Raw genomic sequence first — 12473 nt, 5'->3', positions numbered from 1 at the left:
GGCGCAACCGGCACCAAGAAACCACGACGTCACAGACGGCCACCAGCCCCCATTTTCACGCCGGAACCGGCGTCCCGCAGCGATATGAAGGACTCATCCGAAGTGGCGGGTTCTCGGGCGCTCCGGCAAAAGCGGGTGGCGAGTTCTCAGCTGACGTGGCGAGGATTGCTTCCGGCCGCCGATGTAGGTGTTCGGCCCCGTCCTCGCAGCGAGTCGGTGGAGACATCGATCAAGGAGTGTCATGACCGTCGTCCTGGCCGTGGAGCCGACTGTGTCCGCGTCTGCGTTGCGCCTGCGACCGTGGCGAGGTGAGGACGCTGTGGCCCTCGTGGCGGCTCATCGTGATCCACTCCTGCGCCGCTGGTTGACCACCCCTCTGGTCAGCGAGGCGGACGCCCGTCGATGGATCGATGATCAGAACGAAGGGTGGACCGCGGGCGTCCGATTCAGCTTCGCCATACTGGAGCGCAACAGTGGCGAGAGCGAAGCCGACCAGCCGGTCGGCCATATCGTGGTCAAGGGAGGCGCCGATCCCACGGCCGCCTCGGCGGAGGTGGGTTACTGGATCTCGGCTGAGGTCCGAGGCCGAGGAATCGCTCCGCGCGCCCTTGAAGCCGTTTCGCGTTGGGCGCTCGGCCCGCAGTGCATGAGGCCTCTGACACGCCTCGATCTGCTTCATGCCGTGGACAACCATGCTTCTTGCCGCGTGGCGGAGAAATGCCGATATGGCTTGCGCTCGGTACTCCCCGCCCAACCCCCCGGATTCCCCACCGAGGGGCACCTGCACGTACGCACGAACGCGGCGGCTGAATCCGTGAGCGTGGAGTAGCAGCGTCCCGTTTTCCGAAATCCGCCACTTCGCATGAGGCAGCAAGACCAGCGACCGTCCCGATGACGAATGGCGAACCGCAGGCCCGCGACGCGAGCGCTCGACAGTTCAAGGGAGAAGCCACACTTCCGGTCGCTTACCGAGGCATGGGAGGCCGAGCGCACCGAATGGGTAACGCTCACGGACATCCGCCGCCCGATCGACAAGCGCGAGCTCGTCAACGGGACCAGTATGAACGCCCTTACAGGGGTGTAGCCGCCCACGATCGCGGTTCCTCCGGCGTCGCGGCCGGCACCTTCGATCCCTTCGCATAGGCGCCTGCCGCACCGATCCTCAGGCTGACCGTCCTCTCGCGGGCGGGAGAGGGCTCCAGCGAGCCCATCCGGTAACCAGGCAACGGGCAGTCGACTGGCGAGCGAAGCGAGCGGGGTTTGGGCGGGCTCCAGCAGGTCCAGCCGGTAACTGGGCAAGGGGCGGGGCCGGCGAGCGGGGTTTTCGGGGGATCGAAAGGGGCTTGCCCCCTTGGGAGGCGCTGTCTGGAACTCCTTGGCGCGAAGCGCCCCCTTCGTGGAAGGCCATGCGGTTCCCCTGAGGCAACCCGGAGGCCCTGGGGGTTTTGCCGGCTGGCGTGGTACGCTCCCAAGCGAGCGCTTGGTTTAGTCGCCTGCCGAGAGGTCGCCGCATGAAGTTCTCGACCTTCCACCTCTTCCACCGCTTCGACGGCCATGGCTTCAAGGACGTCTATGACTACCATCTGGAGCTCGTCGAGCTGGCCGAGGAACTGGGGTTCGACGGCGTACGGCTGGCCGAGCACCACTTCCGGGACTACGGCGTCGTCCCCAACCTGTTCACGATGCTGGCCCACGCCGCCGCCCGCACCTCCCGCATCCGGCTCGGCACGGGCATCGTGGTACTGCCCCTGCACAACCCGGTTCACGTGGCCGAGGAGGCCGCCATGGTGGACGTGCTCTCCGGAGGGCGGCTGGACCTGGGGATCGGGCGGGGGTATCAGAGCTTCGAGTTCGAGGGGTTCGGGATAGACCTGGCCGAAGCGCGCGACCGGTTCAACGAGGCGCTGGAGGTGATCCTCGGGCTCTGGACGCAGGACTCGTACCAGCATGAGGGGAAGTTCTACAAAACCGGCTCCGAGGTGAGCCTCGTCCCGAGGCCGCTGCAGTCGCCGCACCCGCCGCTGCACGTGGCGGCCGTCTCCCCCGAAACCGTGACCATGTACGCCGAGCGCGGGCTGCCCATTCTCGCCGACCCGGCGGCGCCGTTCCGCAAGGTCGTCAAGGCGGCGGAGACCTGGCGGGAGACGGCCGCGCAGGCGGGCCACCCCGAGGGCGCGGAGCTGGTAGTGGCGCGCAGCGTGTACGTGGCGCCGACGCTGGAACAGGCACGCGAGGACCAGGCGCGGTTCGAGGCGTCGTTCGACCGCTCGCGGATCTTCAACGAGCGCAGCGCCCCCATCGACCCGAAAACCGGCCGGGCCGCGCAGGGCTTCGAGTACTACCAGGACCGCTACCTCAAGGGCGGCACGCTGTCGACCGACTTCCGGTGGGAGCAACTGGACGTGATCGGGGACCCGGAGCGGGTGATCCAGCAGATCTCCCTCCTGCGGGACTCCGGCTTCTCGAACCTCCTGTGCGACTTCGGCAGCACCCGCCCGATGCCGCTGGAGGACATGAAGCGGATCATGCGCTTCTTCGCCGCCGAAGTCATGCCCGCGTTCCGGTAACCCCTCGGGAGGCTCAGATGATCCACAGCCTGTCCCTGTCAGACCTCCTCGCCGATCACGCCCGCAGCCGTCCCCAGGTCACGGCGGTGGTGGACGGGGATGTACGGCGTACGTACCCCGAGCTCGACGCCCGGGTGACCCGGCTCGCTGACGCCTTGGCGGGGCGGGGTGTGGCGGCCGGGGAGCGGGTGGTGTGGCTCGGCCAGAACTCCCACGCCGTGCTGGAGCTGCTGCTGGCCTGCTCGCGGCTGGGCGCGATCCTCTGCCCGGCCAACTGGCGGCAGTCGGAGGACGAGCTGCGGTTCGTACTGTCCGATCTGACCCCCAAGGTCGTCGTATGGGAGCCTTCGGACGCCACCACGGCCGTGTCCGAGAGCACGTGGGTGCGGGCCGGGGACGAGTACGAGGAGCTGGTGGCCGGCGGATCCCCTAGGGACTTCCCGCAGGTGGACGACGGCGAGCCGGTCCTCGCCCTCTACACCGCCGCCTTCGACGGACGCCCCAACGCGGCCCTGCTCAGTAGCGCCGCCCTGGTCGCCCACAGCGCCTCACTCCTCGTCGTACGCCAGATGGAGCCCGGCTTCACGTTCCTCAACAACGGCCCCCTCTTCCACGTGGGCACGATGATGTTCTGCCTGGCCACGTTCCAGATCGGCGGCACGAACGTGTTCACGCCCGCCTTCGACCCCGAAGAGGTCTGCCGCCTGATCGATGCCGAGCGGGTGACGCAGGCGTTCCTGTTCGGGCCGATGATCGACGCGGTGACGGCCGCGAACGCCGGAGGCAAGTACGACCTGTCGTCGCTGAGGTTCGTCTCCCATTCGGCCGAGTGGGACAGCATGATCACGGTGGACGACTCTCCCTGGTGCCGGTCCAAGATGGGCGGGTACGGGCAGACCGAGGTCGGCGGGATGCTCACGTTCCTCGGGCTGGCCGATGGGGGCTCGGGGTTCGCGGGACGTCCCTCTCCGCTGGTCCAGGTACGCATCCTGGCCCCGGACGGGACCGAGTTGCCGCCCGGCGAGGTGGGCGAGATCTGCGCCCGCGGCAAGACCCTCTTTTCCGGATATTTCGCCCGGCCCGACTTAAATACGGCCAAGTCCGCGTACGGCTGGCACCACACCGGCGACCTCGGCCGCCGCGAACCCGACGGCACCATCACCTTCATCGGCCCCAAGCTCCGGATGATCAAATCAGGCGCCGAGAACATCTACCCGGCCGAGGTGGAACGCGCCCTCAAATCCCACCCGGCCGTGGCCGACGCCGCCGTCATCGGCGTCCCCGACCCCACGTGGCACCAGGCGGTCAAGGCCGTCGTCGCGCTCAAACCGGACGCCACCGCCACGGCGGACGAGCTCGTCGAGCACGTCAGGACGCACCTGGCGTCGTACAAGAAGCCGAGCCACGTGGCGTTCGTGGACGCGATACCGAAGCGCGGCTTCACCCCCGACTACGACGCCCTGGACTCGGCACACGGCGGCGGCAACTACCCGGGCACCTGACCCCAGGCTGCCGCTACCGGCCAACGGCAGCACGGACGCGGGCGCATGGCATGGACGCGGGTGGACGCGCGCGGGAGGGCGGGCGCTGGACAGACAGGGGCGGCGGACGCGGCGTGCGATGGCTGGGGGCTTAGCCGGGCGGGTGTAGCCGGACGAGCCTGGATGGACAGCGGGCCCGGTGGGCGCGTGAGGGTGGGCGTGGCCGGTGGGCGTGGCCGGGTGGGCGTGGGCTGGGCGGATTGGGGTCAGGTGGGTGGTGGTTAGCCAGGTGGGTGGTGGTGGTTACAGGGGGAGGCCTGCTTCCAGGTGAGCTAGGGCTTTGTCGAGTTCGACCGAGGCGTCCAGACCCGGGTCCTTTACCAAGTCAAGCCAGACCGCCATGAGCACCCCCACGATCGCCCCCGTGACATTACGAAGCTCCGGGTCGTCGGCCGGCCGGCCCTCCCGGGCTGCCAGTTGCTCGTGCATGGTCCTTACCACGCCGCTGATGTTGTCCAGGCTGGCCGCCCACAGCTCGGGCACCGTGAACATGAGCTTCTCCCGCTCCATGCTCTCCGCGAACTCCTCCGCCGCCTGCCCGGCCAGCATCACCCGCATCGCGGCCCGTATCGCCGGGACGGGCTTGAGGTGGGCGGGGACGGACTGGAGCGCTTGCATGAAGGGCGGGAACTGGTCGACCAGCACCAGGTCCTCTTTGGTGGCGAAGTAGCGGAAGACGGTGCTCGGCGCCACCTCCGCCGCCTCCGCGATCTGCTCGACCGTAGTCGCGGCGTACCCCTGCTCCCGGAAGAGCCGCAGCGCCTCCTTCTGGATCAGCGCCCTGGTCTTGGCCTTCTTCCGCTCGCGCAGGCCCGGACGATCGCTCATCAAATCTCCTTGAGCAAGGAAGCCCGTCCTTCAGGGCGGGGGTACGTGGAAACAATGCAGCGGCATCTAACATATGCACAGCGCGTAACTGATCGCGTACTAGAATTTTAACTGTGGCGCAGGCCGTGAAGCGGGCCTACCGATACCGCTTCTACCCGACCCCCGAGCAGGCTGACGAGCTTGCCCCGACGTTCGGTTGTGTCCGCCTCGTCTACAACAAGGCGCTGGAGGAGCGCACTCGCGCCTACGCCATCGAAGGGCGTCGCGTCTCCTACGGGGAGTCGTCGGCGGTCCTCACAGCATGGAAACGCAGCGGCGATTACGACTTTCTGTCGCAGGTCTCCTCCGTGCCGTTGCAGCAGGCGCTTCGCCACCTGCAGGCCGCGTTCGCGAACTTCTTCGCCAAGCGGGCCAAGTACCCGACATTCAAATCGCGCAAGAAGTCGCGAGTGTCGGCCGAATACACCCGCTCGGCCTTCCGCTGGCGCGAAGGCCGGCTGTGGCTGGCCAAGATGGACGCGCCGCTCGACATTCGCTGGTCGCGTCCGCTGCCGGAGGGCGTCGCCCCGTCCACGGTGACCGTCTCGCGCGATGCGGCGGGCCGTTGGTTCGTCTCCCTGCTCGTGGAAGAAACGTTCACTCCCCTCCCGCCGGTGGAGCAGACGGTGGGGGTGGATGCGGGCATCACCGCCCTGGCCACACTGTCCACCGGAGAGAAGATCGTCAACCCCCGCCACGAACGCCGCGACCGGCGCAAACTGGCCAGAGCACAGCGGGCGCTCGCCCGCAAGGCCAAAGCGAGCGCCAACCGGGCCAAGGCCCGGCTCAAGGTCGCTCGCGTCCACGCCCGGATCGCCGACCGTCGCCGGGATTTCCTGCACAAGCTCACCACTCGGCTCGTCCGCGAGAACCAAACGGTCGTGATCGAGGACCTCTCCGTCCGCAACATGGTGAAGAACGGCAAGCTCGCCCGCGCGATCTCCGATGCCTCGTGGCGGGAGTTGCGGGGCATGCTGGAGTACAAGGCCGCCTGGTATGGGCGGGTGGTGGTCGTGGTGGATCGCTGGTTCCCCTCCTCCAAGCTGTGTTCGGCGTGCGGGGGCACGCAAACCGAGATGCCGCTGAACGTCCGGCAATGGGTCTGCGTGTGTGGCGCGATCCATGACCGGGACGTGAACGCGGCCCGCAACCTCTTGGCCACCGGGCTGGCGGACAAGTAAAACGCCTGCGGAGCTGGTGTAAGACCTCAACGAGAGTCCTCTCAGGCGGGCGACCGGCGATGAAACAGGAACTTCCACGGGTGACCGTTGGAACCCCTCATCCACAAGGGGAAAGCCAAGACTCCGCATTCTCCGATGTACGGCCTCCCGAGTCCAATCGCAGGAGAAGACGATGATTCGCTATACAACTCCCAACTGAGAGTTTACTCTCAAAATTATGCGACTTCCCATCGAACGCAACCAGGAGTGCCCCTTCGACCCGCCCGCGCGGTTGCGCGACCTGCCGCCGATGGCCCGGCTGGAGATGGCCGACGGGCACCAGGGCTGGCTGGCCACGACGATGGCGGCGGCCCGCACCGTGCTGGGCGACCCCAGGTTCAGCGCCAGGCAGGAGCTCAAGCACACCGCCGTGCACGTGGTACGCCCCGGCGGTGCCGCCCGGCCCGCCCCGCCGGGGTTCTTCGCCGCCACCGACCCGCCCGAGCACACCCGCTACCGCCGCCTGCTCACCGGGCAGTTCACGGTGCGCAGGATGCGCCTGCTGGAGCCGCGCATCGAGCAGATCGCGGCCGACCATCTCGACGCCATGGCGAAGGCGGGCCCGCCGGTCGATCTGGTGACGGCCTACGCCCTGCCGATCCCGTCTCTGGTCATCTGCGAGCTGCTCGGCGTGCCGTACAGCGACCACGACTTCTTCCAGGACCGCAGCGCCGCCCTCGTCACCCCCGACAGGGACGGCGCGCAGGCGACGGCCGACCTCACCGCGTATCTCGGCGAGCTGGTACGCCGCAAGCGGGTCGAGCCGGGCGACGACCTGATCAGCGGCCTGACCGGCGAACTGACGGACGAGGAGCTGACCTACGTCGCGCTGATCCTGCTCGTGGCGGGCCACGAGACGACCGCGAACATGCTGGCCCTGGGCGTGTTCGCGCTGCTGAAGGAGGGACTGCCCTTCGAAGAGGGCCCAGTGGAAGGCGCAGTGGAAGGCGCAGTGGAGAGAGCCGTGGAGGAGTTGCTTCGCTGGCTGTCGATCCTGCACCAGGGAGCGCCGTCCAGGGCGGCGCTCGAGGACGTGGAGGTGGCGGGTGAGCTGGTCAGGAAGGGGGAGACGGTCGCCCTGTCCCTGCCCGTGATCAACCGTGACGGCGCGGTGTTCGAGGATCCGGACGCGCTCAGGCTGGACCGGCCGGACGCGCGGCGGCACCTGGCGTTCGGCCATGGCGTGCACCAGTGCCTGGGGCAGCAGCTCGCCAGGAACGAGCTGCGCATCGGCTACCGGGCGCTGTTCGAGCGCTTCCCCGGCCTGCGGCTGGCCGTCCCCGCCACCGAGGTGCCGCTGAAGCACGACGCCTCGGTGTACGGGGTGAGATGCCTACCGGTGACCTGGCCGACTGCCGACTGAAAGGTGACCTGGCCGACTGCCGACTGAAAGGCCACCTGGCCGGCTACCGGCTGAGGTGCTCCAGGGTCTGGTCGCGGCAGCCGGAGGGGGCGTTCACCGGGTTGCAGCGGGCCGTGGCGCCGCCGGGCAGCTCCGCCACGTAGTCGCTGCCGTTCCTGGCGGACAGGCCGATCACGGGGAAGTCGGTGCTGACCATCTGCGCGCCGCTGTCCAGCGCCGCCTTCAGCCTGCTCGTGTCGCCCGACCTGGCCTCGGTGAAGGGCACGTCGGACCGGGTGCGTACGTAGTACCCCTTCCGTACGAGGTCCTGGATCTGCGCGGTGTTGGCGCCCTGCGGCTCGTTCCAGCCGACGAAGGCGGCGTCGGGGCGGCCCGGACGCGAGTTCGTGAACAGCACCCGCCCCTCCAGGCTCGGCCGGCCCGCCTTGTAGGGCGTCTGGATGTTCTCGCCCTGGTTGTCCATGAAGAACATGACCTTGCCCCGCGAGGAGGACAGCTCGGGCCAGCCGTGCTTGAGCACGGACTGTTCGAGGGTGAGCCCCGGCCGCCGGACGTCGTCGGGCGTGATGAGCCGATCGCCGGGGAACACCGACCGGATCTCGGCGTCCAGTGCGTCCATCAGCGCGGTGTCCCACGCCGGGCTCTTGGCGCCGCCCATCGCCTCCTTGGCCGGGTCGGTGCTCTTGAACTCGGTGAGGATCGTCAGCGGCACGTGCCCGGGATGCGCGTCGGACCATTCGCGCACCTGGCGCAGGCAGGTGGCCAGGGCCGAGCAGTTGGTGCCGTAGTCGTGGTCGGCCCAGTGCAGCACCTTGAAGCCGGGCTTGGCGAGCGCGGGGTCGTTCAGCGGTGGCAGCCCGGCGTCCCGCCTGACCAGCGGGTTGGCGTAGAGGCCGCCCTGCGGGTCGGGGAAGACGTCCAGCTCGATGCCGCGCACGTGCTGGGCGCCGAACTGGTTCGGCAGGGCGGTGTGGGAGTACTGCAGGTTCCACCAGTTGGCGTCGGTCCTGCGCTGCACGTCCTTCTCGGCGTCGGTCAGCTCGCGGTGGTAGCTGTTGTGGGTGGCCATGGTCTGGATCTGGTTGATCCGCAGGTTCCCGCGTCCGGCCGTGGTGGCGGCTGTGGTGGCGGCTGTGGTGGCGGCTGTGGTGGCGTCCGCGGCGGGTACGGACGCGAGCGCGGTCAGGGCGGTGGCGGCGAGGCCGACGAGGGCGAGGCGGCGCATGGGTCTCCTAGCAAAGGGGTTTTACCGGGACAGACCATCGAAGTCAGGGGTTAACGGTCGATCACGAAATATCCAAACGAGCTAGGAAATATGCGGGAACGTCAGAGGATGGCCAGCGGGGTCACCGGGCTGCCCGTGCCTCCCTCGATCCTGAGCGGCGCCACCACGAACACGAACTTCGTACACCCCCTCTCCCCCAGCTCCTCCAGCCACAGCATCTCGATCAGGTGGACGCCGTGCCGGTGCAGCAGGATGAGGTGCAGGTCGTCGGCGAGGCCCTCGTCGGCGAGCCCGCGGGCGTTGAGCCCGCCGATGGCGGCGTTGTCCGAGGCCACCACGGACACGTCGTGCGCCGCGAGCCAGCGGCCCGCCTCCGCCGACAGCCCGGGCTGGCCCGACCAGTACTCCTCGCGCGAGCGGCCCCACACCGCGGGCCACCCGGTACGGATCACCGCGGCGTCCCCCGGCCGCGGCGTGGCGATCTCGGCCAGCAGCTCGGCCGGGATCCGGAAGTCGGCCGGCAGGTGGTCGAGGCCGAGGCGCCGGGGCGCGTCGAACAGCACTCCCCTGGCCACCACGCCACCCACCTGCTCGATGCCGCACCTGGTCGCCCCGTAGGAGCGGACCCGGGCCGCCGGGTGGCCGTTGTAGAGCTCGTCGCCGGACCACATGTGGCACAGCGCGTCCATGTGGGTCGTGGTGCCGTGGTGGCTGACGACCAGCGCGTCGTCGGCCACGTACAGGCCCTCCCCGATCGCGCGGGCGCCGGCCGCGTAGTCGCCGCCGTCCACGGACATGAAGTGCTGCGGCAGCGGGCGGCCCGGCAGGTGCGGCACCGTCGTGGGGGCGGGCGAGGAGGTGGCGCCCCTGATCGGCATGGCCAGGCTCAGCACCTCGCCCGTGGTGGCGCTGCGCAGCGCGTCGAGCACCACGGCCGGGGTGAGGAGGTTGAGGGTGCCACGCTGATCGTCTGGGCCGAATCGTCCCCAGTTGTTAGGCTCGTGAACCAAGTAAGCGCTTCCTTTCTCCTGTCTCACACGGAGGTGTGATGCACTGCGATCCGCGGTTCTCCCGCGTGCGCGAGGTGTTCGAGCGGCAGCTCGCCGACGGGGCGGAGCTGGGCGCCGCCTTCGCCGTCCACCTGGACGGCGAGCTGGTCGTGGACCTGTGGGGCGGCGTGGCCGACCGGCACACGGGCCGGCCGTGGGAGCACGACACGCCCGCCTTCGCCTACTCCTGCACCAAGGCGATCACCGCCACCGTGCTGCTGCGGCTCGCCGAGCGGGGGCTGGTGGACGTTTCGGGGGCCGTCGCGGACGTGTGGCCGGAGTTCGCGGCCCGGGGCAAAGAGGCGATCACCGTCGAGCACCTGCTCACGCACCAGAGCGGGCTGCCGGTGGTGGAGGAGCCGGTGCCGGTGGAGGAGTTCGGGGACCTGGCGGCCATCGCCGCCCGGCTCGCCGGTCAGGCGCCGCTGTGGGAGCCGGGGTCGGCGCACGGGTATCACGCGCTGTCGTACGGTTTCCTGGTGGGCGAGGTGATCAGGCGCGTGACGGGCAAGTCGGTCGGCGAGCTGGTGTCCGCCGAGATCGCCGGGCCGCTGGGGCTGGAGCTGTGGGTGGGAGCGCCGGACACGGTGATCGCCCGTACGGCCCGCCTCAAGGCAGGCGAAAGCCCCCAAACAGGTGCGGGCCCGGCACCTACCGAAGGGCAGGCCGAGATGGCCAAGGCCGCGCTCGATCCGCACAGTCTCATGAACCGGGCGCTCGGCAATCCCGGCATGCACCGGCTCAAAGGCGGCGCGAACCACCCCGTCATCCTGCGCGCCGGCTGGCCCGCAGCCGGGGTCGTCACCACGGCCAGGGGGCTGGCCGGGTTCTACCGGTCGCTGATCGCGGGCGACCTGCTGCGCCCCGAGACGCTGCGGGACGCCGTACGCCCCCGCGTGCACGGCCCCGACCGCGTCCTCTTCCTGGACACGTCGTTCGGCCTCGGCTACATGCGGCCGTCGATGACGTTCCCGATGCCGTCCGAGACCGCGTTCGGCCACTCCGGGCTGGGCGGCTCCCTCGGCATCGGCGACCCGGAGCGCGGGCTGGGCATCGGCTACGTCATGAACAAGATGGCCAACGCCGTCTCCGGCAACCTGCGCGGCCTGCGCCTGGTGCAGGCCGTCTACGACTCGCTCTGACCGCCGCATGATCGCTCACTGCATCGTGACGCCGCCGCTCACCGACAGCGTCTGCCCGGTGATGTACGCGGCGCGGTCCGTACAGAGGTAGGACACCAGGCCTGCCACGTCGGCGGGCGTGCCGAGGCGGCGCAGCGGGATGCCCCGCGCGATCCTGTCCACCAGCCCCGGCTCGGCCGCCGACACCCGGCGGAGCATCGGCGTGTCCGTGGGGCCCGGGCAGACCACGTTCGAGGTGACGTGCGCCTTGGCGGCCTCCCGGGCGATCGTCTTGGCCAGGCCGAACAGGCCCGCCTTGGTCGCCGCGTACGCGCCCTCGCCGCCCGACCCCGCCCTGGCCCCGTCCGAGGAGATGAACACCAGCCGCCCCCGCCCCCTGGCCGCCATCCCGGGCAGCAGCAGCTTGGTGAGCAGCATCGGCCCGCGCAGGTTGACCTGCCACATGAGGTCCCAGTTCGCCGGGTCGCTCTCGGTGAACGGCTCCACGATCGACACCCCGGCGTTGTGCACCAGGATGTCCACGGGACCCACGGCGCCGCCGAACTCCGCGACGGACGCCGGCGAGGTCAGGTCGACGGCCAGCGCCCGCGCGCCGGGCAGGCCGGAGGCCACCTTCTCCGCGTTCGGCAGGTCCACGTCGGCGACGACGACCTCCGCGCCCAGCGCGGTCAGGTCCGTGGCGATGGCCGCGCCGATCGCGCCCGCTCCGCCGGTGACCACCGCGACGCGCCCGTCCAGGCGCAGCCCGTCCATCACTTCCACATCTCAACAAGGTCGGCGGTGGTGGCGCGGGTGGCGAGGAGGCTGATCGTGTGTTTCAGTACGGCCTGCGCGTACTCCTCCGGGATGCCCGCCACCGCGTCCCTGACCACGGTCACCCGGTAGCCCAGGTTGACCGCCTCCAGCGCGAGCCCGGGGATGCCGAGGTTGAGCGAGACCCCCAGCGCGACCACATGGGAGATGCCCAGGGAGCGCAGCGTCATGTCGAGCGAGGTGCCGGTGAACGGGGAGAACCCGTGATGGCGGCGGCTCTCCAGGTCGCCGCCGTCCCACAGCTCCGGGAGGACCTCGGTGGCGGCCGTACCCTCCAGCATGTGGCCGGGGTCCTTGAGCAGGGCGACGATGAACGGGCAGTTGTCCGCGTGGGAGCCGGACCGGTCGGGGCGGAAGGCCGCCGTGCAGTGGATCACCGGAATGCCGGCCGACCTGGCCGTGTGGAGCAGGCGGGCGGCGTTGGCGACCACGTCGTGCCGCGCACAGGCCGCCACCAGATCCGGAAATTTCGTGAGATCGCCGACGACGCCCCTTTGCATCTCCATCACCAGCACGGCCACGCGCTCCACAGGCGACCTCCGTCGATTTAGCCGAGCGCTTGCTTGGGACGCCTCAGCATATCACCCACGACACAGGGTTATTTCGCATTAACGCCCGGCGAAATATCTCCAGTCGTGACAACCCGAACCCCGGGTGAGACCGTCGAATCGATGACGGCTGCTGAT

At 69.6% G+C, this 12473-nt stretch carries 10 protein-coding genes and 1 pseudogene; 6 read left to right on the top strand and 5 right to left on the bottom strand.

The window, feature by feature from the left end:
* Window positions 1-241 precede the first annotated feature (241 nt).
* The 3 genes from ACWEPL_RS57105 to ACWEPL_RS57095 all read left to right on the top strand — a co-directional run bounded on the left by ACWEPL_RS57105 (window position 242) and on the right by ACWEPL_RS57095 (window position 4069).
* Entirely contained in the window at window positions 242-829 is a 588-nt protein-coding gene (locus tag ACWEPL_RS57105) for a GNAT family N-acetyltransferase (protein WP_452441603.1), read from the top strand.
* 682 nt (window positions 830-1511) lie between these two features.
* Complete coding sequence (locus ACWEPL_RS57100; protein ID WP_350724484.1) at window positions 1512-2567, top strand: LLM class flavin-dependent oxidoreductase; 1056 nt, start codon at window positions 1512-1514, stop codon at window positions 2565-2567.
* 17 nt (window positions 2568-2584) lie between these two features.
* Complete coding sequence (locus ACWEPL_RS57095; protein WP_452441602.1) at window positions 2585-4069, top strand: AMP-binding protein; 1485 nt, start codon at window positions 2585-2587, stop codon at window positions 4067-4069.
* 282 nt (window positions 4070-4351) lie between these two features.
* On the opposite strand, the gene ACWEPL_RS57090 is transcribed toward ACWEPL_RS57095, so the two are convergent.
* A complete protein-coding gene (locus ACWEPL_RS57090) occupies window positions 4352-4936 on the bottom strand; it encodes a TetR/AcrR family transcriptional regulator (RefSeq protein ID WP_452441601.1) in 585 nt (194 codons plus the stop codon).
* 113 nt (window positions 4937-5049) lie between these two features.
* Between ACWEPL_RS57090 and ACWEPL_RS57085 the strand changes: the two are divergent.
* Both ACWEPL_RS57085 and ACWEPL_RS57080 read left to right on the top strand, forming a co-directional pair.
* Window positions 5050-6242, top strand: a pseudogene (locus ACWEPL_RS57085) (RNA-guided endonuclease InsQ/TnpB family protein); the annotation flags it as partial.
* A 131-nt stretch (window positions 6243-6373) separates the two neighbouring features.
* Complete coding sequence (locus ACWEPL_RS57080; RefSeq protein WP_452441600.1) at window positions 6374-7558, top strand: cytochrome P450; 1185 nt, start codon at window positions 6374-6376, stop codon at window positions 7556-7558.
* A 43-nt stretch (window positions 7559-7601) separates the two neighbouring features.
* Here ACWEPL_RS57080 and ACWEPL_RS57075 read toward each other — a convergent pair whose 3' ends face one another.
* On the bottom strand, window positions 7602-8783 hold the full coding sequence (locus tag ACWEPL_RS57075; RefSeq protein ID WP_452441599.1) for a phosphatidylinositol-specific phospholipase C1-like protein: 1182 nt from the start codon (window positions 8781-8783) through the stop codon (window positions 7602-7604).
* A gap of 101 nt (window positions 8784-8884) precedes the next feature.
* Window positions 8885-9793: a cyclase family protein gene (locus ACWEPL_RS57070; RefSeq protein ID WP_452441598.1), complete on the bottom strand. Its 909-nt coding sequence runs from the start codon at window positions 9791-9793 to the stop codon at window positions 8885-8887.
* Window positions 9794-9831: 38 nt separating this feature from the next.
* On the opposite strand from ACWEPL_RS57070, the gene ACWEPL_RS57065 reads away from it, so the two are divergent.
* Window positions 9832-10974 (top strand): serine hydrolase domain-containing protein, encoded by a 1143-nt coding sequence (locus ACWEPL_RS57065; RefSeq protein WP_452441597.1) that lies wholly within the window; start codon window positions 9832-9834, stop codon window positions 10972-10974.
* 15 nt (window positions 10975-10989) lie between these two features.
* Here ACWEPL_RS57065 and ACWEPL_RS57060 read toward each other — a convergent pair whose 3' ends face one another.
* Together ACWEPL_RS57060 and ACWEPL_RS57055 are read right to left on the bottom strand one after the other, a co-directional pair.
* Complete coding sequence (locus ACWEPL_RS57060) at window positions 10990-11727, bottom strand: SDR family NAD(P)-dependent oxidoreductase (RefSeq protein WP_350725322.1); 738 nt, start codon at window positions 11725-11727, stop codon at window positions 10990-10992.
* Window positions 11727-12317, bottom strand: a complete 591-nt coding sequence (locus ACWEPL_RS57055) for an isochorismatase family cysteine hydrolase (protein ID WP_452441596.1) — start codon at window positions 12315-12317, stop codon at window positions 11727-11729. The genes ACWEPL_RS57060 and ACWEPL_RS57055 overlap by 1 nt, the downstream gene beginning before the upstream one ends.
* Between the last annotated feature and the right edge of the window lie 156 nt (window positions 12318-12473).

This window comes from Nonomuraea sp. NPDC004186 (assembly GCF_053603495.1).
The sequence above is the reverse complement of the archived record's forward strand: the minus strand, read 5'-3'. Positions and strand labels throughout refer to the sequence as shown.